Genomic DNA, 20,630 nt, shown 5'->3' with positions numbered 1-20,630 from the left:
CGCGCTGCCGGCCGGAAACGGCCGGCAGGCGTGCCTGCTCCGCTCAGTCCAGCGTGACCACCCAGCGAGCGCCCTCGCCGCGCGCCAGCCGGTCGAAGGCGGTGGGCGCGTCGTCCAGCCCGACCGTGCCGCTGATCAGCACCCGCAGATCCAGTGCGCCGTCGGCGAGTTCGGCGGCCAGCACCGGCACCTCCCGGTCCGGGTCGGACGAGCCGTACACCGAGGAGCGCAGGGTCCGCGCGGAGTGGAAGATGTCCAACGCGCCGAGGCTGACCATGTCGTCCTTGGCGCCCATGCCGACCACGGTGACCGCTCCCCCGCGCCGGGTGAGCCTCCAGGCGGCCCGGATCGTGGCGGCCCGCCCCACGCACTCGAAGGCGTGGTCGACGCCCCGGCCCTCGGTGCGTGCCCGTACCTCCTTGGAGAGCCGGTCGTCGGAGAGCAGGAAGTCGGTGGCCCCGGCGGCGAGGGCCAGGTCGCGCTTCGCCTCGGCCACGTCGACGGCGAGGATCGTCGTGGCGCCCGCCCGGCGGGCGGCGGCGAGAACGGTGAGCCCGACCCCGCCGAGCCCGATGACGGCGACCGACTCGCCGGGCGCGACCCGGGCGGTGTTGCCGACCGCGCCGACGCCGGTGAGCACCGCGCAGCCGAGCAGCGCGGCCTGCTCGGCGGGCAGCCCCGCCGGGATCGGCACGACCGCGCTCTCCGGCACCACCACGGCCTCGGCGAGCGCGCCGAGGCCGAGCGTGAGGTGCAGCGGTACGCCGTCCTCGGTCTCGCCGCGCGCCACCGTCGGGGCGGTGTTGGCGGCGCAGAGCCACGGCTCGTCGTGCCGGCACCACCAGCAGGCCCGGCAGGCGGGCGCCCAGTTGAGCACCACAGGCGTGCCGACCGGCAGTCGCGTGCCCGCGCCTGCCTCGGCCACCACGCCGGTCGCCTCGTGCCCGAGCACCAGCGGGAACGTCGCGGCCAAAGTGCCGTTTACCATGGACAGGTCGGAGTGGCACACGCCCGCCGCCCGGATCGTCACCCGCACCTCGCCGGGGCCGGGCGCGGGCAGGCGTACCCGCTCGACCCGCAGCTCGGCGCCGGGCCCGCGCGCGACAAGCGCGCGGACAATGACCGGCACGCCCGCCGGCTCGGGGTTGTCCGCCACAGGCGCGCCCGCAGGCTCGGGGCCGCTCATCGCTGGATCGCCTTCAGCTCGCAGAACTCGGCGAGGCCGTGCACGCCCAACTCCCGGCCCAGGCCGGACTGCTTGTAGCCGCCGAAGGGCGCGAGGGGGTTGAACGAGGCGCCGTTGATGTCGACCGCCCCGGTGCGCAGTCGCCGCGCCACCGCGAGCGCCGCCTCGGTGTCGGTGGACCAGACCGCGCCGGCCAGGCCGTAGCGCGAGTTGTTGGCGATGGCGACGGCCTCGTCGGTGTCGTCGAACGGGAGTACGGCGAGCACGGGGCCGAAGACCTCCTCCTGGGCGAGCGCGCTGTCCGGGTGCACGTCGGCGAAGACGGTCGGGGCGACGAAGTGCCCCCGCGCCGGTACCGGCGCGCCCGGGCCACCGGCGACGAGGCGCGCGCCGTCGGCGAGAGCCCGCTCGACATGGCCGCGTACCCGCGTCGCCTGGGCGGCGGAGACCAGGGGGCCGAGGCGGGTGGCCGAGTCGAACGGGTCGCCGACGCGGTAGCCGGCCACCGCCGTCGCGACCAGGTCGAGCGCCTCGGCGTACCGGTCGCGGTGCACAAGCATCCGGGTCCACGCCGTGCAGGTCTGGCCGGAGTTCATCAGGGCGTTGCCGACGCCGACCTTGACCGCGGTGGGCAGGTCGGCGTCGGGGAGGATCACGTTGGCGGACTTGCCACCCAGCTCCAGCGCGACCCGGGCGATCCGGTCGGCGGCGAGTCGCATGATGCGGGTGCCGGTGGCGGTGGAGCCGGTGAACGAGACCAGGTCGACGTCGGGGTGCCCGGCGAGCGCCTCGCCGACGGCCGCACCGGTGCCGGGGACCAGGTTGAGCACACCCGGCGGCAGACCGGCTTCGGTGACCGCGTCGAAGAGCAGGTACGCGGTGAGCGGGGTCAACTCGCTGGGCTTGAGGACTACCGTGCAGCCGGCGGCGAGCGCGGGCGCGACCTTCGCCATCACCTGGTGCAGGGGGTAGTTCCACGGGGTGATCGCGCCGACCACACCGATCGGCTCGCGGACCACGAGGGAGTTGCCGATGGTCTCCTCGACCGGCGGCCGGGCGGCGAGCGCCACGTGGTCGCGCAGCACGATCAGCGGCAGCGCGACCTGCACACGGGTGGCGAGCTTGAGCGGGGCACCCAGCTCGACAGCGATGGTGCGGGCGAGGTCGTCGGCGCGCGTCGCGAGCGCGGTGTGCAGCCGGTCGAGGTGCGCGGACCGCTCGGCGGGCGCGGCGGCCGCCCAGCCGGGAAAGGCGGCGCGGGCGGCGGCGACGGCGGCGTCCACGTCGGCCGCCGTGCCGGCGGGCACCTGACCGATCAGCTCACCGGTGCTCGGGTTCTCCACGTCGATCACGTCGGTGCCGGCGGGAGACGTCCACTCGCCGCCGATGTGCAGGTGGCGACGGAGGCGCAGGGCATCGGGCAGCAGCGACGGCGGGGCGGCGAGGTCCATGGCGTCCCTTCCGGGGTGGGCGACGGGCGATGGCAGCGGGCATGGGCGACGGGGTCGCGGCGGGCGGGGAAACTAGCGCCGGGAGTTTGGACGCTACCCGCTGGGCCGGCCGGACTCCACCGGCCCGACGGTGCGGGCGTACTCGGCCGCCAGGCCGTGCAGCAGCGCGTCCAGTCCGAGGGCGAAGGCGCCCTCGTCCACGCTCTGCTGGTGCTCGGCGAGCCGGTGCGCCTGGCGCAGGTGGGGGTAGTGCGCGGCGTACAGCTCGGGGTCCTCGACGAAGCCGCGGGCGAACGAGCCGAGCGCCGAGCCGGCCACGAAGTAGCGCAGCGCCGCGCCGATGTGGGTGGCGCGCGCCGGCGGCCACCCGGCGCGGACGAGGCCGCCGTAGACCGCGTCGGCCATGGCGAGCGCGGCCGGCCGGCGGCCGGGACCCTGGGCCAGGTACGGCACGATGTTCGGGTGCGCGGTGAGCGCCCGCCGGTACGACCAGGCCCAGTCGCGCAGCGCGCCGGCCCAGTCCCGGCCGGTGAAGCCGCTGGTGTCGACGGCGCCGGTGACCGTGTCGGCGACCGCGTCGAGGATCTCGTCCTTGGTGGCGAAGTGGTTGTAGAGCGACGGGCCCTGCACGCCAAGCGCGGCGGCGAGTCGACGGGTGGAGAGCGCGGGCAGACCCTCGGCGTCGATGAGCGCCGTGGCGGCGTCGACGATCAGCTGCCGGGTGAGCCGGGGCTGGCGGGGTCGGGGCACTGCGCTCCTCGTCGGGTCTGGGCCATGGGTCTGGACGCATCAAAACTTACACCGCTAGTTTAGGGGTGACCGGCCGCGCCGACGCCAGGAGGACCACCGTGGACTTTTCGCTCACCGACGAGGAGCGGGCGGTGCGGGACACCGTCCGGTCGTTCATCCGCCGCGAGGTGATGCCCCTGGAGGCGGAGGTGCTGCGCCGGGAGCGCGCGCACCAGCCGGGCCTGGACCACTCCGAGGTGCGCGAGCTGCAACTCAAGGCCCGCAAGTTCGGCTTCTGGGGCCTGGCGACTCCCGAGGAGTACGGCGGGATGAACCTGCCGGCGGTGCTCCAGTCGTTGATCTGGACGGAGCTGGGCCACACGTTCGTGCCGTTCCGCTTCGGTGGCGAGGCGGACAACATCCTGTTCCACGCCACCGAGGAGCAGAAGCAGGAGTTCCTCATCCCGACGATCGAGGGCGAGCGGCGGTCCTGCTTCGCGATCACCGAGCCGGGCGCCGGCTCCGACGCCGCGAACATCCGGCTGTCCGCGCGCCGCGACGGCGACGACTGGATCCTCGACGGCGAGAAGACGTTCATCACCGGCGGCCACGACGCCGACTTCGCCATCGTCGTCGCGGTGACCGACCGGGAGAAGGGCGCCCGCAACGGCGGCGCGACCGCGTTCCTGGTGGACCGTTCGATGGGCTGGCGCTCGGAGTTCATCCAGACCATGGGCGAGGGCGGGCCCGCGTCGCTGATCTTCGACGGCGTCCGCGTGCCGCACCGCAACATCCTCGGCGAGATCGGGCAGGGCTTCACGCTGGGCATGGAGTGGATCGGCAAGGGCCGCTACACCATCCCGTCGCACGCCATCGGCATCGCCGAGCGGGTCCTGCAGATGGCCATCGACTACGCCAACACCCGCGAGACGTTCGGCGCGAAGATCGGCACCAACCAGGCCATCCAGTGGATGATCGCCGACTCGGAGACCGAACTGGAGGCGGCCCGCTGGCTGGTGCTGCGCTCGGCGTGGACCGTCGATCAGGGCCTGGACCCCCGGCACGCCTCGTCGATGGGCAAGCTCTACGGCGCCGGGATGGTCAACCGCGTGGTCGACCGGGTGCTCCAGATCCACGGCGGCATGGGCTACACCCGGGAGCTGCCCATCGAACGCTGGTACCGGCAGGTCCGGCTCTACCGCATCTTCGAGGGCACCGACGAGATGCAGCGGCTGATCATCTCCCGGGACCTGCTGCGCGGGTACACGAAGATCGGCGGCCACCTGGCCTGAGCCGAACTGTCCGCCTCCTGACTGGGATGCAACCGATGAGCGTTGCCGCGTGTGTATTCGGCACACCCTGCCCGACAGTCAGAGGAGGATGCATGTCCCCACGAATCAGGGCCATTGCGATAGCGACGGCCGTCGCCATGGTCGGCACGATCGCCATCTCGGCCGCACCGGCGTCGGCGTCCGTCAGTCAGGGGTACGTCGCGGGTTCGGGCACCTGGACGGACGATTGGGGCGACGAGGGCCCGATCTCCGCGTCGACCCGCTCGTACAACAACGTCGTCGCCATGTGGCAGAAGATCCTGGTGGCCGACGGCTACCTCGCCGCCTCCGGCGTCGACTGCCGGTTCGGGTCGGCGACGACGGCCGCCACCAAGCGGTGGCAGACCGACCGGGGCCTCGTGGGCGACGGCGTCGTCGGCCCCCGGACCTTCGCCAGGGCGGCGACCCGCCTCACCACGTACGAGGGCGAAGGTTGGTTCTACTACGACGGGCTCGGCAGCAACTTCATCTATTTCGGGCGCCTCGCGGACGGCAAGTGGGACATGAGCCTCGGGCCCGACCTGGAGTGGAAGCCCCTCGCGTACACGTACGCGAGCTTCAGCGTCTGCTCCTGACCACCGGTCGGCCGCGCCCCTCCACGGGCGCGGCCGGCCTCACCCGAGGAGCGCGTTCAGAGCCGCGTCCACGTCGGCCTCGGTGGAGTAGAGGTGGAACGAGGCGCGGACCCGCCCGGCGCGCACCGCCGCCCGGATGCCGGCCGCCGCGAGACGCTGCTCCGCGCCGGGCACGTCGACGCTGACGATGGCGCTGTCCCCCGCCGGTCGCCCCAGGCCGGCCAGGAACCGGTTGGCAAGCGCCACGTCGTGCTCCCGGATCGCCGCCACACCGATCTCGGCGACCAACTCCATCGCCGGCGCCGCGCCGACCCAGCTGAACCACGCCGGCGAGATGTCGAACCGGCGGGCGTCGTCGGCCAGCCGCAACGGCGGGCCGTAGTAGGAGGCGTGCGGGTCGCGGCCCGCGTACCACCCGGCCGCGTCCGGACGCAGCCGGTCGCGCAGCGCCGGAGCCAGATAGGTGTACGCGGTGCCGCGCGGGTTCATCAGCCACTTGTAGCCACCGACTGTCACCACGTCGGCGCGGCTCCCGTCGAAGGGCAGCCATCCGCACGCCTGGGTGGCGTCCACCACCACCAGCGCGTCGTGCGCACGGGCCGCGGCCACGATCTCGTCGTACGCGGCGACCGAGCCGTCGGACGACTGCACCAGGCTGAACGCGACGAGGTCGGTGTCGGCGTCGATCGCGTCGGCCAACCGGTCCGCCGGCACCGTGCGGACCGTGACGCCCCGCTCCTCCTGAACCAGCCAGGGGAACAGGTTCGAGGTGAACTCGATCTCCGGAACCACCACGGTGGCACCCGCCGGCAGCCCCGCCGCCACCGGCGCCAGCATCTGCGAGACGGTCGCGCCGACGGCCACGTCAGAGGCCGGCACGCCGATCAGGCCGGCGAAGGCGGTACGGGCCCGATTCACCGAGTCACCCCAGCCCTCCCACGACGTGCTCCCGACCCGCCAGTCGGCCAGGGCCTCCTGCAACGCCGTCCAGGCCGGCTCGGGCGGCAACCCGTAGGAGGCCGTGTTCAACCAGCCGGGCTCCGGCTTCCACAACTGCTGTGCCTGCTCGATCTCCATGCCGTCGACGCTAGGCGGGCTGGCCGCCGCCGGGCACGGCCAATCGGCGATCGGCGGTCTGCCGAAGGGCATCCCTGCTCGCGACCCGAACGCACCGGGGCGACCGAGCCGGCCAAACCGACTGTGAACAGGGGACTACGCTGCTTGGGTATGGACGACGGCAGGATTGTCGAGGCCAGGCAGCGCATTGATGCCGCCACCACCGGGCATGTCAATCTGGGCGGTCTCGGCCTCACCCCCGAAGACCTCACCGAGCTGCTGCGTGACACCCCGGCTTTCGCTGACGTCGTCAGTCTTGATCTGGCCAACAACAACCTGGGCACCCTGCCAGACGCCGTCGCCGCCGCCTGGACGTCCCTCATCGTGTTGGACCTGAGTAGCAACGGGCTCACCGCGCTGCCAGATACCGTCGCCGCGTGGACCGCCCTGGAACGGCTCGTCCTGAGCGGCAACCGGCTCACCGCGCTACCCGACGCCGTCGCCGCCTGGACCGCCCTGAAACGGCTCGTTATGGACCGCAACAGACTCGGCGAGCTACCCCACGCCGTCGCGGGCTGGACCGCCCTGACGCAGCTCAATGTGGACCGCAACAAACTCGGCGAGCTACCGGACGCCGTCGCCGCCTGGACCGCCCTGGAACGGCTCGATATGGACTACAACCAGGTCAGAGCACTGCCAGACGCCGTCGCCGCCTGGACTCGCCTCGATGTCCTCTACCTGGACGACAACGAACTCACCGCGCTACCCGACGCCGTCGCCGCCTGGACCGCCCTCAACGAGCTACACCTGGACAGCAACCAGCTCACCGCGCTACCCGACGCCGTCGCCGCCTGGACCGCCCTCAACGAGCTACACCTGGACGACAACCAGCTCACTGTCCTACCCGAAGCCGTCGCCGCTTGGACCGAGCTCAGCGGCCTGCACCTGCGAAGCAATCGGCTCACCGCGCTACCCGACGCCGTCGCCGCCTGGACCGCCCTCACCTTGTTGGACCTGTACGACAACCAGCTCACCGTCCTACCCGACGCCGTCGCAGCTTGGACCGACCTCACCGACCTGTACCTGGAAAGCAATCGGCTCACCGCGCTACCCGACGCCGTCGGCGGCTGGAACGCCCTCACCGACCTCTTCATGGAGGGCAACGATCTCACCGCCCTCCCCGGCGCCATCGGTCGGCTCGCAAAGCTCCGGATGCTCGTCGTCGACGGCAACCCACTTCCGCCCGAGGTTCTCGCCGCCGAGACGGAGGGGACGGAAGCGCTGCTGGCCTTTCTCAGGGATGTCGCCACCGACGGGAGATCAATCTCGGAAGCGAAGCTCCTGTTCGTGGGCGCCGGCGAGGCGGGTAAGAGTTCCCTGCTCGGTGCACTACGAGGCGAGCCCTGGCGAGATCGTCACCAGACGCAGGGCATGGACATTAAACCGCTGGTGGTGACCCACGCCGGCCGCGAGATCACCCTGAACGGATGGGATTTCGGCGGCCAACAGGCATATCAGCCGGCACACCAGGTGTTCTTCAGTGCCCCAGCCGTCTACGTCGTTGTCTGGAAACCACGTCCGGGTGTCGCGGCCGGCATGGTGGAATCCTGGATCGCCATGATCGCTCACCGGGCCCCGGACGCCCGGGTCCTCGTGGTCGCGTCCCACGGCGGGCCATCCTCGCGGGCGGACGCCATCGACGAGCAGCACCTGAAGCAGCGCTTCGGCGATCTGATCGTCGGTTTCCACGAGGTCGACAGCGCCATCCCGGACGACCGGCTGGAGGCACTGCGGGAAGCGATCGCCGTAGCCGCCGGCACGCTCCCGCACGTGCACCGCAACTACCCGGCGAGCTGGCAGCAGACGATCGAGGCCGTCACCGCCGAGGGTCAGCAGGTGATCGACTACCGCGGCTATGAAGCGGTAGCCGCAGCGCAGGGACTGACCGCATTCCAGGCACGCACGCTGGCCAGCAATGCCCACCACCTGGGGAAGTGGATCTACTACGCGGACGACGACGCGCTGGCCGCGTTCGTGATCCTCCAACCGGACTGGCTCAACGTCGCGATCGCCGCCCTGCTCGACAGCCGAGACGCCGTCGACGCCCTCGGTCTCGTCCCGCACCGCATGCTCGGCAGCCTGTGGAGTGCCGCCCAGGCACCCGACGGCACGTCTTATACGAGGGAACAGCAGCGACTGTTCCTGGCCCTTATGGGGCGTTTCGAGCTGACGTACCAGGTCTCACCCGATGCCTCGCCCGAGCCGGTGAGTCTCATTGCGCAACTCGTCCCGGCCGCGCAGCCGCTCCTGCGCAGCGCGTGGGTCAACTTCCGTCCCGGTGACCGCGAGTACCTGGAGGTGTGCCGGATCTCGGAGGGCCCCGCCGGCCACGTGATCATTCCCGACTCCCTGATGTACCGGCTCATCGTTAGACTGCACCACCAGCGCTACACGGAGCCCGAATCCATGCAGGGCGTGCACTGGCAGCAGGGCATGGTCCTGCAGAGCCGGTACGGCGCGCGTGCTCTCCTCACGGTGCGTACGGGGGTCGGTGTCCAGGTCCAGGTCCGCGGCCCGGACGCCGTCACCTACCTCCGACAGATCACGGACGAGATCCGCTACTGCATCGAGCGGTTCTGGCCCGGTCTGACCACCGTCGCCCTCGTCGCCTGCCGTGACGAGTGCGGCCTGCCGACGCGGGGGGCAGGCCTGTTCGACGTCGACAAGCTCATCAAGTTGCGCGACGCGCTCGGCCAGAGCGTCGCGCAGTGCCCCATCTCCGGCTGCGATGCCTTCCCCACCATCGACTCGCTGTTGGGCGGTTCGCGCGCGAGCGACGACGCGCTGGCCGTGCTGCAGGACGGCATGGCGCTAGTGGACAGTCGTGTCCGCGGGCTGAGTCAGCGGGTCGCCGAGCTCAGCGACACCGTCAAGGCCAACCTCGCGGGCGTGAACGCACAGCTGACCGCGTTGATGTGGCAACTCAACGACGAGGCCGCCGACGGACCGCGCCTGTTCACCCTCACTCCCGTCGGGGCGTCCCTGCGCAACCCGCAGTGGACTACCAAGCGGATGCGGCTCACGTTGTACTGCGAGCACTCGCTCCAGCCTGTCCACGTCCTCGAGCCCGATCGACGCGACGCCGGCGTCTACTCCATAGACGTTTCCCGAGAGTGGTGGGTCAGGGCCGTCCCCCTCCTGAAGACCACCACCATGCTTCTCAAGCCTCTCCTCGGCGTGGGTGTGGCTGATCTGAAACTCGAGTTCAACGAGGAGCAGTGGAAAGCAGTCGAAGAGCAGGTCTCGATGGCGAACGAGACACTGAACGCCGCGGCGGAGGCCGCGAACCATCTCAGCGCCGGCGACCACAGCGCCGGCCTGGCGGAACGGGCCCGAGGCGGACCGACGTCTCCGATCATCGCCGAGGGCGCCACCCTCCGGACGCTGCACGCCGCGTTGCGCGCCCAGGACGTCACCATCGCCGACCTCCGCAAGGTCGTACGCCCCGACGGCCGCATCCTGTGGGTCCACCGTCAGTTCGAGCACCTGTACCACGGCGGCCTACCCGTCATTCCCTGACCCGGCCTGGCTCACGATCGCCGTTCGGAGCCAGCCCGCGGGTGGATCCGGTTGAGGCTGTCGGCGAGGCCGGCGAGCCACCTGTCGACCTCCACCAGGTGCCGCACCGCCGCGGTGTCGACCGTGCCGAGCAGCGGCCGGACCCGGTCCACCTCGTCGACACAGTCGGCCGGGGCGGGCACCGGTCCCGAGGCCCGGCCGTGTGCCACCTCGCCGGCCAGGTCGTCGTACGCCGACCGCAGTTGCCCGGCCGCGTCGCGCAGCAGGACCGCCGCCGCCGGCCAGCCGGCGAGGCAGCCGGGCGGGTTGCGGCGCAGCAGCGACTCGGCGCCGGGCACCACGTGCTGCCCGGCGCCCAGGGCCGCGTCCCAGTCGACGCGTCGGCGTCGCGGGTCGTGGCGCTCGGAGTGGTACTGGCAGTACGACGAGTCGACAAGGACCATCCGTCGGCGGACCCGGTCGAGGTCGTCCTCGGGCGGCGGCGCGTCGCCGAGCACCGCTTCCACGGTCTGTGCGACCGCGTCCCCGCTGGCCGTGAGGTAACGCGCGGCGTTGTGGCGCAGGTCGTGGCTCGCGCCGCGCGGCCACATCGCGACGCCGGCGAGCACACCGATCACCGCGCCGAGTCCGACGTCGACGAGACGCGCCTCGGCGAGCCGCCAACCCTCGGGGCTGAGCTGGCTGAAGACGACAGTCAGCAGCAGGGTGAACAGCGCCTGCTGCCACACCGGCCCCAGCAGCCGGCCGACACCGAACGCCAGCAGCAGCGTGACCGGCAGGACGACGGCGTACACGATGGGCTCCTGGATGAGGAGCACCAGCAGGCCACTGACGACGACACCCGCGATCGTGCCCAGCACGGCGGGCCGCAACGCGGTGCGCGTGTCGGCGGCCGAGGTCCGCAGGACGGTGAGCGTCGCCAGGAGCACCCAGAAGCCGTGGTTGAGCTGCAACACCCCGGCGGCCACCCGGGCGACCGACAGCGCCACGGCCAGTCGCAGCGCGCTGTGCAGGTGGGCGGAGCGGGGCGCCAGGTGGGAGCGGAACTGCCACCAGTACAGCGTCCACGGGCTGTGCCGCGCGTACCCGAAGAGTCTGGGGTAGGCCGCGCCCCCGGCGGGCCGCGCCCCGGCGGCGACCCGGGCGCCGACGGCGAAGACCCGCACCTGGTCGGCGAGGGCCAGCGCGGTCGCGTCCCGGCACATCCGGGGTACGTCCGGCGCGTCGGCGCCGCCCCGCCCCGCCGGGTACGCGGCCTCGGCCGTGCGGATCGCGGCGTCCAGGCTCCCGAGGTCGACCGGCGGCACGCCCGGTGACAGGCTCCGGCCGGCGGCCCTGGTCGTGTCCGCGCAGGCGCGCAGCAGCCGCGCCGCCGCCAGGTCCGGGATCGGCTCCGGCGGGGCGTCACCCGCGAGCCGGTCCGCCTCGGCGAGCACCTCCCGCAGCGCCGCCGCGGAGATCCGCAGCGCCCGGTCCTGGGCGCCGGCCGCGGTCGGCGCCCGCTCCGGCGGATTGCGGCCGAGACCGAGCGGGGCCACCAGGTCGTACGCCTGCGCGCGCCGGCTGTCCCGACCACCGTGACCGGCGCGCGGGTCGGTAAGCGCGTCGGCGGCGTCGTCGAGGAACCCCCCGACGGCGTCCGCCGCCCGGGTGAGCAGCTGCCGGAAGGTGACCGGCACCGGGTCGGGCCAGAGCAGCACCTCGGCCGCGGCGAGCAGCACGACCGCGAGCGTGACCCCGCCGAGGCGCTGCGGCAGGGTGTCCGGTTGGTACGGCGGAAAGGACGCCAGGATGTAGAAGAGCTGAAAGGCGCTGGCCAGGCCCACCAGGCGCGGGTTGCCGACCCCCGCGAACGACACGACGAACCCGATGACGAGCATTCCGCCGGCCGCCGCCCACGTGCTCCACGCCAGCAGCGTGCCGGCGGCGATCAGCGCCCAGACGGCCGGCAGCGCCGTGACGAGGATCCGCGCCCGCTGTGGCGCCGGACCGGGCAACTGCGCGAACGACCCGGCGGCGATCGTGCCGAACAGCCCGTACGTGGCGAGCACCTGACTGCCCGCTCCGTACCGGCAGGCGTAGAAGACGACGGACGCGACGAGCGTCAGGCGCACCGCACGCCGCAGGACGGCGTCCCCCGGGTCGCGGCGGCGCAGCCGGCCGAGGAGGCTGGTTGCGAGCACGCCTGCTCCCCCGGTTCGTCGCGGCACCCCTTCCCGACCCACCATTGTTCTCCGGGCCGGGCGGGGGCGGCGTGTTTCGCGACCGAATCACCGCCGAGGGGGCCGACGGCGCGCTACACGGTGGTGCGTCGCCACTGTTGGCTGGTGCCGGTGCCGCAGGTCCACTGCACGGCCTGGGCGCCGTCCGCCGTGGCGGCGTTCTGCACGTCGAGGCACTTCCCGCTGTGGCGGGCGACGAGCCGGACGTAGCCGGTCCCGAGGTCCTCCACGCGCCACTGCTGGTTGGTGCCGCCGTTGCAGGCCCACTGGATCACCCGGACGCCGTCGGCGGTGGCACCCGTGCCGCCGAACACGTCGAGACACTTGCCGCTGCTGACACTTGTCACCGTGGAGTAGCCGCCACCGGCGTCGGAGAACCGCCACCGCTGGTTGGCCTGCCCGTTCGCGCCCCACTGCACGACGTTCGCGCCGTCGGCGGTGGACGCGTTGGAGACGTCGAGGAGCTTGCCGCTGTGCCGCGCGGCCACCGTGTAGGTGGTAGGCGTGGGGGCGGTGGTCAGCGGCGCCACCCGGTACAGGCCGCTCCCGTGGGCGGGGAGGGAGCGGGTGAGCGTGCCGGTGACGGTGCCGAGACTCGCACCGGACCACAGGTCGGTGACGGTGGCCGAGCCGATGCCCAGGTCGGCCAGGTTCACCGAGACGTTTGCGGTCGCGCTCTCGCGGTTTAACAGCGCCACGTACCGGTGGTCGCTGCCCGGGACGTCGGCGGTCCACACCTGCCGGGTGCCGCCGACGAGCTGCCGGTTGTTGGCGCTGTTCTGGTCGACGGCGAGCACCGCCGCGTTTGTCATCAACGCCAGCTCGGCGGCGCGGTTCTCGACCAGGTTGCCACCCCACATCAGCGGCGCCCGGTTGATCGCCCACAGGCTCATGAGGGTGCGCTGCTCGTCGGCGGTGAGCCCGGAGTAGCGGGGTGAGCCGACCGGCCCGTACTTCGACAGCCGCCCGATCGGGATCATGTCCGGGTCGGGCCAGGCGCCAGTCGTCCGGTACGGCGTCCAGTTGCGCAACTGGTCGAACAGCGCGTCGAGCGACGACCAGTTGTCCCACAGGTCGTTGACGATCCGCCACATGTGCGCGTTGTCCCGCACGTGCGCGCCACTGGACAGGGGTGTCGCGCCGGGCGAGAGGCTCAGCACCATCGGTCGACCGCTGTGCTGGATCGCGGTCCGGTAACCCTCGACCTCGGCCTGCCGGTACGTCGGGGCCGCGATGTCGTCCACCTTCACGAAGTCGACACCCCAGCTGGCCAGGAGCTGGAAGACCGAGTCCAGGTACGCCTGCGCGCAGGCGTTGGACATGTTCAGGCCCCACATCAGGTTGAGCCAGGCCGCGGTGGTGCTGTTGTTGATCTGGTTGGCGCGGCAGTTGGTGCCGAGGATCGGCACATTGTCCGCGACCGCCTGCCGGGGGATGCCGCGCATCAGGTGGACGCCGAACTTCAGCCCCTGGTCGTGCACGTAGTCGGCGAGAGGCTTGAACCCGTTGGTGCCCGCCGCCGAGGGGAACCGCGTGGTGTCCGGCAGCAGCCGCCCGTTGGCGTCCATCCGCAGCCGGGGATTGAGGTTGGCGTCCTGGTTGGGGCTGTTGTTGTGCTGGCCCGGGTAGTACCAGGCCCAGTCGATGACGATGTACTCCCAGCCGTGCTGGCGCAGGTTGTCGCGCATGTAGTCGGCGTTGGCCCGCACGTCGGACTCCGTGACGCGCCAGTTGAACGAGTCGTAGCTGTTCCACCCCATCGGCGGGGTGTCCGCCGTGCCGTTGTCCCACGCCGCGGCCGGCTTTCCGGAGATGACGGTGAGGCCGACGGCGAGCAGCACGACCAGGGCCGTGAGCCCGGCCATGCGCCGTGCGGTGGAACGCGCGAGGACGAGCGTCATCGGACCTCCCGACAGACAGTTGTGGCTGTCGATGTTAGCGCTCACACGTCGCCTGTCAAGCGCCAGGCGGCGAAGAGCTGCCCACTGCCAGGGTCGCAGCGAAGGGCGCTCGCCATCCGCTCTGGCTGCCCGCCATGTCGATGTGCTGTTGAGCGATATACCTCAGAGGTATGAATATGACTCTGAGGTATACCCCTCACGACCACATCCGCCCCCACGGAGGTGACCGACGGTCACCGCCCCAGCCACGGTTGGGAATTTCTCGTCCAGGACCGCTCCAGGAGGGGCAAGCGGCGCATCGCTGAGGGTGGTACGTATGGCTCGTGACCTACTTCGCGGACCTGACGCCGTACACGTACCTGGAACGGCACGACGAGTACGGGCATGGGGTATCCGACGAGCCGCCGCTCAACGTCGGCTGGCTGGACGCCGCGCACCCGTTCCCGACCGGCGCTCCCCCGGACGGGTTGATGGCAGCTCTGACCGCGCTGGCCACGGTGCGGGTCCGCCAGACACGCGGGTACCACTACTGCGAGATCTGCGTCCGGGACATGGGCGAGGATGCCATGGATGCCGTTCGGCAGGGCGTGATCGCCCGCGAGAGCGCCGAATTCGAGGTCCGGGGCGATGGCGTCGTGTACGCCGCGCCGCAACTCCTGCTCCACTACGTCGCCGCCCACGAATACCTGCCACCAGCCGAGTTCTGCACGGCGGCCCTGGGGGCAACGATCTGACGCGGTTTGACGCGTCGCACGAGGCGCGCTGCGGTGGACCTTCTCGCCCCAGTCAGAGGGATGCTCACCGCACCCAGCCGACGAATCGGTGGTGCAGGCGTCCGGCGGGGACATCGGCCAGGTGTGGCGTGGCGTGGCAACGACGAGTTGTGCGGCCAGATAGACAGTGAGGGACAGGCGGCATCCGTCGTACTCGGCCAGCAACTCGCGCCGCCCCGGCTCGCAGGGCCAGTCGGCGCCGCACCAACCGCAGTTCCACAGTGGTGCGGTCGGCTGGTGGGCGGTCGTCATGACGTGCCCTGACTGGGCCAGTGGTCGCGGTTGATCGGGACGCAATGACGGCTGCGGCACGGCAGGTCGACTCCGCAACGACAGATGCGTCGCCAGTGCCGCCAGGACCAGACTGGCCGGTGCCGTCGGGCCAGGGTCAGGGCGACCGCTGAGAGGTATTCGTCGTACGAGACGCGTCGCACGCGTCCTCCCCGTCGTCACGAGGACGGCCAGCCGCCCCTGAGGTTGAGGGGGACGCGGCGGCCAGGCGAGTTCGCACCGCCCGCCGCATCCCGTGACGGGGACGTTACGGACGGTCTTGGGGCGACATGGGTAGGGTTCGTACCCCTAGATCAAGAGACGAGGCCGACCTTCAGTGCGAGATCTCGAGCGTCACTGCGGGTGGACGGCGGCCCACTGAGCAGGTCCAGAGTGATCTGCCGGGCGTAGCCGTTGAAGCGGACCGTCTCCGGGGCTGATTCGTACGCCCGGCGAAGGTTCGCCATGGCGGTTTCCCTGTCGTCCTTGCCGCAGTGCGCGCGAGCAACCTCGATGAGGTGTCGTGCGCGGCGCGGCCGCGAGGGGATGTCGGCGGCGTCATGGCGACGTGCCTGCCGCACCGCTTCGCCGGACTTCTGCAACTCGACGCCCACGGTCACGGCGTGGGCGCCCATGATGACGCGGGAGAACGACGTCTGCGGTTGGTAGAAGCCCTGCGGCAGGCGCTGCGCGATCCGATCAGCGTGGTCCCAGTACCGCCAGGCGCGACCCTCCTCACCGGCTCGGGCGGCGGTGTATGCGGCTTCGAAGTGGAGCGCGCCGAAGAGGGCCAGGAGGTTGGTGTTCGCATCGGCCGCGCGTGCCTCCAACGTGGAGAGGACGTCGAGGGTCACCGCCATGGCGGTGTCCCAGTCACCGGCGTCCCGGTGCACCTGGCACAGGAACCAGCCCGCGCAGGCCAGCGCCTCCGGGTCCCCGGACTCCTGCGCGGCCACCATCGCGCGGTCGGCGACGCGCCACAGGATCTCGGCGGCTGGCTGGTAGGCGAGGAACATCTGCGCGAGCCCGAGCGCCTCGGCCAGGAGCGCCTGGGCACGTCGCCGCTCGGCACCCTCGTACGTCAACGCCGAGCGTTGGGCGTCTCGGAGCAGGTCCGGCAGGAGGGCGCCCAGCACGGTGCGATGGTCGGACGCCTGGTGGCGTGCCCGCCAGGCGGCAGCGAGACGGTCGTTGAGGCGACTCAGCGGCTCGGGTGTGGTGTCGCCGGAGATCGTGCAGCGGTTCACGGCGTCCCGGACCGAGGCGAGCGCCGGATGTTCCGGCCCGTTCACGATGGCGGAGCGGTCGCTCAACTCCCCGACCAGGGCCGACATCTCGACCTTGAGGGCACGCGCGATGCGGTCCAGCATGTGCACGCGTGGTGGCAGAATGCGGTCGGTCTCCACCGCCTTGACCCACTCGGCGCTACGCCCGACCAGGCCACCGAGCACGGCACGAGTCTTGCCCGAACGCTCGCGGTAGACCTTCAGCCGCTGACCGAAGGTCAAATCCGGCAGGGAATCCATCCCGAACCTCCTCGTGGCGCGGGACGCCGTACCGGCTCATCCGCCGCCACGCCCCACGCTACCGACCGACCCGCCGCCCGGTAACCCTCACACGCGTCGGCCGGCGCCTCTCGGTGGTGATCGACACGAGTTCAGCGAAGTCGGGGGGTCCGACGCGTTCGGATACCCCGATTTCGGCGAACTCGTGTCGATCAAGGCCGCAGCCGGGTCAGGCCGGGACGCCGGTCCGTGCGGACGCCTCGTCGGGGCGGGCCGCCGACTCGTCCTCGTCGTGGTCGTCCAGCATCGTGGCCTCGTCGAACGGGTCGTCGCCGCGCAGCACGCCGGCCGCCCGGTCCCGGTCGAACTCGCCGGTCCAGGTGCCGACCAGGACGGTCGCCACGGCGTTGCCGGCGAAGTTGGTGAGCGCGCGGGCCTCCGACATGAACCGGTCGATGCCCACGATCAGGCCGACACCGTCCACCAGGTCGGGCCGGTGCGACTGGAGCCCGCCGGCCAGGGTCGCGATGCCGGCGCCGGTGACGCCCGCCGCACCCTTCGACGCGATGATCATGAACAGCAGCAGCGAGATCTGCTCGCCGATGGAGAGCGGGTTACCGAGCGCGTCGGCGATGAACAGCGACGCCATTGTCAGGTAGATCGCCGTGCCGTCGAGGTTGAACGAGTACCCGGTCGGCACCGTGATGCCCACGACCGGCTTGCTCACGCCGAAGTGTTCCATCTTGGCGATCAGCCGGGGCAGCGCCGACTCCGACGAGGAGGTCGACAGGATCAGCAGGAACTCCCGGCCGAGGTAGCGCAGCAGCGAGAAGATCGAGATCCGGGCCACGAACCACAGCAGCGCGCCCAGGACGACCAGCACGAAGATCAGGCAGGTGGCGTAGAAGCCGAGCATGATCTGGGCGAGGCTCTTGAGGGCGTCCACGCCTGTCGCGCCGACGACGGCGGCCATCGCACCGAACGCGCCGACCGGCGCCAGCCACATGATCATGGCGAGGACCTTGAAGACGACTCGCTGGATGACGGCGATCGCGCCGAGCACGGGCTCACCGCGCCGGCCCATCGCCTGCACGGCGAAGCCGACGAGCAGCGCCACCAGCAGCGTCTGGAGCACCTCCCCCTCGGTCAGCGCGGAGAAGAGCGTGGTCGGGATGATCCCGAGGAGGAACTCCGACGTACCGCCGGCCTCGTCTCCGGCGGCGGCCTTGCCCGCGCCCGCGAGGTCCTGGCCGAGGTCCAGGCCGGAGCCGGGGTGGATGAGGTTGCCGACGACCAGGCCGATGGCGAGCGCGACAGTCGACATGGTCAGGAAGTAGCCCAGCGCCAGGCCGCCGACCTTGCCGACCTTCGCGGCCTGCCGGACCGAGCCGACGCCCAGCACGATCGTGCAGAAGATGACCGGGCTGATCATCATCTTGATCAGGTTGACGAAGCCCGTGCCGATCGGCTTGAGTTCCTTGCCGAAATCGGGGGCGACCAGGCCGACCACGATGCCGGCGAGCACGGCCACGATGACGGCCAGGTACAGGTAACGGGTACGGTCCCGGCGGGCCGACGGCTCCGCCGTGGTGGTGGATGCGGTGGTGTCCATGTCGACAATGTGAAGCGCGTCTCACCCGTTGACATCCTTGCGGTCATTCTGTTCACCGCGAAAAACCTCGAGGAGGTACTGGAGGTGGCCCGACGGCAGTGGAGCATCGCGGGACAACTGTTCGCCCTCCAGGCGGTGGTGGTGACGCTGCTCGTGCTGGGCGGCGCGGCGGGCGCCGTCTGGCTGGCCCGCGTCGACTCCCGCCAGGCCGCGCAGGAGAAGGTGCTCGCGGTCGCGCAGACCGTGGCCGGCTCCCCCGACGTCCGCGCGGCGCTCGCGACCGCCGACCCGGCCAGCATCCTCCAGCCGTACGCCGAAGCGACCTGGCGGGCCACGGACACCGACTTCGTGGTCGTGATGGCCCCCGACCGCACCCGCTACTCGCACCCGACCCCGAAGCTCATCGGCGAGCCGTTCGTCGGCGACATCGGGCCCGCCCTGGCGGGCCGACCGTTCACCACCACGAACGTCGGAACGCTCGGCGAGTCGGTGCGTGCGGTCGTGCCGGTGTACGACGAAGAGCGGCGCATCGTCGGCCTGGTGTCGGTGGGCATCACCACCCGGGCCATCAACCGCAAGCTGCTGCGCCAGCTACCCGTGCTGCTCGGCGTCGCGGCGCCGGCGCTCGCGCTCGCCGCGACGGGTTCGTGGCTGCTCAGCCGCCGACTGCGCCGCCAGACCCACGGTCTGGGGCCGGCGCAGATGACCCGGATGTACGAGTACTACGACGCCGTCCTGCACTCGGTGCGCGAGGGTCTCGTGGTGCTGACCACCGACCGGCGGGTGGCGCTTGTCAACGACGAGGGCCGACGGTTGCTGGGCCTGGACGCCGACGAGCCGGTCACCGATCAGCCGGTGGCCGGCATCGACCTGCCGCCCGCCGTGGCCGAGCTGCTCGGCTCCGGCCGCGACGCCCTCGACGAGCCCATGCTGGCCGGTGACCGGGTGCTGGTGGCCAACCAGCGGACCGCCCGCTTCGAGGGGGCCCCGCTCGGCACCGTGCTGACCCTGCGCGACCAGACCGAGCTGCGCACCCTGGCCAGCGAGCTGGACTCGGTCCGCGCGCTGACCGAGGCGTTGCAGGCGCAGACCCACGAGTCGGCCAATCGGCTGCACACCGTTTTGACGCTCGTGGAGCTGGGCCGGGCCGACGAGGCGGTCCGGCTCGGCACCCGGGACCTGGCCCTCGCGCAGCAGCTGACCGACCGGGTGGTCGACGCGGTCACCGAACCGGCCCTGGCCGCGCTGCTGCTCGGCAAGTCCGCCCAGGCCGGCGAGCGGGGCGTGGACCTGGTCGTCGAGCCGGACTGCCGCCTGGACGACAGCCCTCTGCCGACGAACGACCTGCTCACCGTCGTCGGTAACCTGATCGACAACGCCCTGGAGGCGGTCGCCGGCACGCCACCGCCGCGCACGGTACGGGTCTTCGTCGGCGCCGTCGACGACGAGCTGGTGGTCCGGGTCGCCGACAGCGGGCCCGGGCTGGCCGCGGACCGGGTGGCGGACGCGTTCCGGCGCGGCTGGTCCACCAAGAGCACCGGGCGAGGGCTCGGCCTGGCGCTGATCGGGCAGGTGGTCCGCCGCCACGGTGGCAGCTACGACGTGGGCCGCTCGGACGACGGCGGCAGCCTGTTCACTGTCCGCCTGCCGGTCGGGGGTGCCCCGCGATGACCGACATCCGGGTGCTTGTCGTCGAGGACGAGCCGCTGCTGGCCGAGGCGCACGCCGCGTACACCGAGCGGGTCCCCGGTTTCGTGGTGGTCGGGGTGGCGCACACCGCGCGGGCGGCCATGGCGGCCCTGCGCGCGGGCGGCGGTGGCGACGTGGACCTCGTACTCCTGGATTTTCGGCTGCCCGACCTGCACGGCCTGGACGTCTGCCGGGCGCTGCGCGCGGCCGGCAGCAGCGTCGACGTGCTCGCGGTGACCTCCGCGCGGGACCTCGCCGTGGTGCGGACGGCGGTGTCCCTCGGGGTGACCCACTATCTGCTGAAACCGTTCACGTTCGCCGCGTTCCGCGACAAGCTGGAGCGCTACGCCGACTACCGCGCGCAGGCGCTCGCCGACGGCGAGGTGGCGGCGCAGCACGACGTGGACCGGATGTTCGCCACCCTGCGCGGCACCACCGGGCACAGCCTGCCCAAGGGCCTCGACGCGCAGACCCTCAATCGGGTACGCGGGGCGCTGGCCGACGGGACCGGCCCGCAGGCGGGACTGTCGGCGACCGAGGTGAGCGCGGCGACCGGGATCTCCCGGGTGACCGCCCGCCGCTACCTGGAATACCTGGTGACCATCGACCGCGCGGTCCGCAGCCCCCGCTACGGCACCCCCGGCCGCCCCGAGGTCGAGTACCGGCCCCGGTGAGCAGGCCCCGGCTACGCAGATTTGCGTAGAGCCGAGCCTTCCGTGGGCTGACGCCGATCCCCGTTGGGCGGCGGATA

General features: G+C 71.8%; 14 protein-coding genes. 6 read left to right on the top strand and 8 right to left on the bottom strand.

Going from position 1 to position 20,630, the window contains the following annotated elements; genetic code table 11:
* Positions 1–43: 43 nt before the first annotated feature.
* The 3 genes from MILUP08_RS12860 to MILUP08_RS12850 form a co-directional block, all read right to left on the bottom strand.
* Positions 44–1,186 (bottom strand): alcohol dehydrogenase catalytic domain-containing protein, encoded by a 1,143-nt coding sequence (locus tag MILUP08_RS12860; RefSeq protein ID WP_007458237.1) that lies wholly within the window; start codon positions 1,184–1,186, stop codon positions 44–46.
* Positions 1,183–2,637: an aldehyde dehydrogenase family protein gene (locus MILUP08_RS12855; RefSeq protein WP_007458236.1), complete on the bottom strand. Its 1,455-nt coding sequence runs from the start codon at positions 2,635–2,637 to the stop codon at positions 1,183–1,185. The genes MILUP08_RS12860 and MILUP08_RS12855 overlap by 4 nt, the downstream gene beginning before the upstream one ends.
* A gap of 93 nt (positions 2,638–2,730) precedes the next feature.
* Complete coding sequence (locus tag MILUP08_RS12850; protein ID WP_007458235.1) at positions 2,731–3,387, bottom strand: TetR/AcrR family transcriptional regulator C-terminal domain-containing protein; 657 nt, start codon at positions 3,385–3,387, stop codon at positions 2,731–2,733.
* Positions 3,388–3,485: 98 nt separating this feature from the next.
* On the opposite strand from MILUP08_RS12850, the gene MILUP08_RS12845 reads away from it, so the two are divergent.
* Together MILUP08_RS12845 and MILUP08_RS33760 are read left to right on the top strand one after the other, a co-directional pair.
* The gene (locus tag MILUP08_RS12845; protein ID WP_007458234.1) at positions 3,486–4,658 is read left to right on the top strand and encodes an acyl-CoA dehydrogenase family protein; all 1,173 of its coding nucleotides are present in this window, start codon (positions 3,486–3,488) and stop codon (positions 4,656–4,658) included.
* Between the two features lie 92 nt (positions 4,659–4,750).
* Entirely contained in the window at positions 4,751–5,272 is a 522-nt protein-coding gene (locus MILUP08_RS33760) for a peptidoglycan-binding domain-containing protein (RefSeq protein ID WP_007458233.1), read from the top strand.
* A 39-nt stretch (positions 5,273–5,311) separates the two neighbouring features.
* On the opposite strand, the gene MILUP08_RS12835 is transcribed toward MILUP08_RS33760, so the two are convergent.
* Positions 5,312–6,349 (bottom strand): aminotransferase class V-fold PLP-dependent enzyme, encoded by a 1,038-nt coding sequence (locus MILUP08_RS12835; RefSeq protein ID WP_039905894.1) that lies wholly within the window; start codon positions 6,347–6,349, stop codon positions 5,312–5,314.
* Positions 6,350–6,499: 150 nt separating this feature from the next.
* Between MILUP08_RS12835 and MILUP08_RS12830 the strand changes: the two genes are divergently transcribed.
* Positions 6,500–9,907 (top strand): COR domain-containing protein, encoded by a 3,408-nt coding sequence (locus MILUP08_RS12830; protein WP_007458231.1) that lies wholly within the window; start codon positions 6,500–6,502, stop codon positions 9,905–9,907.
* Between the two features lie 11 nt (positions 9,908–9,918).
* Here MILUP08_RS12830 and MILUP08_RS12825 read toward each other — a convergent pair whose 3' ends face one another.
* Together MILUP08_RS12825 and MILUP08_RS12820 are read right to left on the bottom strand one after the other, a co-directional pair.
* Positions 9,919–12,090, bottom strand: coding sequence for an FUSC family protein (locus tag MILUP08_RS12825; protein ID WP_007458229.1), 2,172 nt, complete (start codon positions 12,088–12,090; stop codon positions 9,919–9,921).
* Positions 12,091–12,203: 113 nt separating this feature from the next.
* Positions 12,204–14,030 carry an alpha-galactosidase gene (locus MILUP08_RS12820; RefSeq protein WP_007458227.1) on the bottom strand — a complete coding sequence of 609 codons (1,827 nt, stop codon included), beginning with the start codon at positions 14,028–14,030 and terminating at the stop codon, positions 12,204–12,206.
* A 323-nt stretch (positions 14,031–14,353) separates the two neighbouring features.
* Here MILUP08_RS12820 and MILUP08_RS12815 point away from each other — a divergent pair, with 323 nt between their 5' ends.
* Positions 14,354–14,764, top strand: coding sequence for a DUF7919 family protein (locus MILUP08_RS12815; RefSeq protein ID WP_007458225.1), 411 nt, complete (start codon positions 14,354–14,356; stop codon positions 14,762–14,764).
* 623 nt (positions 14,765–15,387) lie between these two features.
* Here MILUP08_RS12815 and MILUP08_RS12810 read toward each other — a convergent pair.
* Positions 15,388–16,599 (bottom strand): helix-turn-helix domain-containing protein, encoded by a 1,212-nt coding sequence (locus MILUP08_RS12810; protein WP_007458223.1) that lies wholly within the window; start codon positions 16,597–16,599, stop codon positions 15,388–15,390.
* Positions 16,600–16,807: 208 nt separating this feature from the next.
* Positions 16,808–18,190, bottom strand: coding sequence for a C4-dicarboxylate transporter DctA (locus tag MILUP08_RS12805; RefSeq protein WP_007458220.1), 1,383 nt, complete (start codon positions 18,188–18,190; stop codon positions 16,808–16,810).
* Positions 18,191–18,274: 84 nt separating this feature from the next.
* Here MILUP08_RS12805 and MILUP08_RS12800 point away from each other — a divergent pair, with 84 nt between their 5' ends.
* Together MILUP08_RS12800 and MILUP08_RS12795 are read left to right on the top strand one after the other, a co-directional pair.
* A complete protein-coding gene (locus MILUP08_RS12800; protein WP_007458219.1) occupies positions 18,275–19,861 on the top strand; it encodes an ATP-binding protein in 1,587 nt (528 codons plus the stop codon).
* A complete protein-coding gene (locus MILUP08_RS12795) occupies positions 19,858–20,553 on the top strand; it encodes a response regulator (RefSeq protein ID WP_007458217.1) in 696 nt (231 codons plus the stop codon). The genes MILUP08_RS12800 and MILUP08_RS12795 overlap by 4 nt, the downstream gene beginning before the upstream one ends.
* Positions 20,554–20,630: the final 77 nt, after the last annotated feature.

The sequence above is a fragment of the Micromonospora lupini str. Lupac 08 genome (genome assembly GCF_000297395.2).
Lineage (GTDB): Bacteria > Actinomycetota > Actinomycetes > Mycobacteriales > Micromonosporaceae > Micromonospora > Micromonospora lupini.
Note: the sequence above shows the minus strand (reverse complement) of the source record. Positions and strands in the feature narration are given on the sequence as shown.

Bases quoted from the DNA above. Each gene is read 5' to 3' on its own strand.
- MILUP08_RS12795 (WP_007458217.1), top strand. From the start codon at position 19,858: ATGACCGACATCCGGGTGCTTGTCGTCGAGGACGAGCCGCTGCTGGCC.
- MILUP08_RS12855 (WP_007458236.1), bottom strand. From the start codon at position 2,637: ATGGACCTCGCCGCCCCGCCGTCGCTGCTGCCCGATGCCCTGCGCCTC.
- MILUP08_RS12830 (WP_007458231.1), top strand. From the start codon at position 6,500: ATGGACGACGGCAGGATTGTCGAGGCCAGGCAGCGCATTGATGCCGCC.
- MILUP08_RS12810 (WP_007458223.1), bottom strand. From the start codon at position 16,599: ATGGATTCCCTGCCGGATTTGACCTTCGGTCAGCGGCTGAAGGTCTAC.
- MILUP08_RS12860 (WP_007458237.1), bottom strand. From the start codon at position 1,186: ATGAGCGGCCCCGAGCCTGCGGGCGCGCCTGTGGCGGACAACCCCGAG.
- MILUP08_RS12805 (WP_007458220.1), bottom strand. From the start codon at position 18,190: ATGGACACCACCGCATCCACCACCACGGCGGAGCCGTCGGCCCGCCGG.
- MILUP08_RS33760 (WP_007458233.1), top strand. From the start codon at position 4,751: ATGTCCCCACGAATCAGGGCCATTGCGATAGCGACGGCCGTCGCCATG.
- MILUP08_RS12820 (WP_007458227.1), bottom strand. From the start codon at position 14,030: ATGACGCTCGTCCTCGCGCGTTCCACCGCACGGCGCATGGCCGGGCTC.
- MILUP08_RS12835 (WP_039905894.1), bottom strand. From the start codon at position 6,349: ATGGAGATCGAGCAGGCACAGCAGTTGTGGAAGCCGGAGCCCGGCTGG.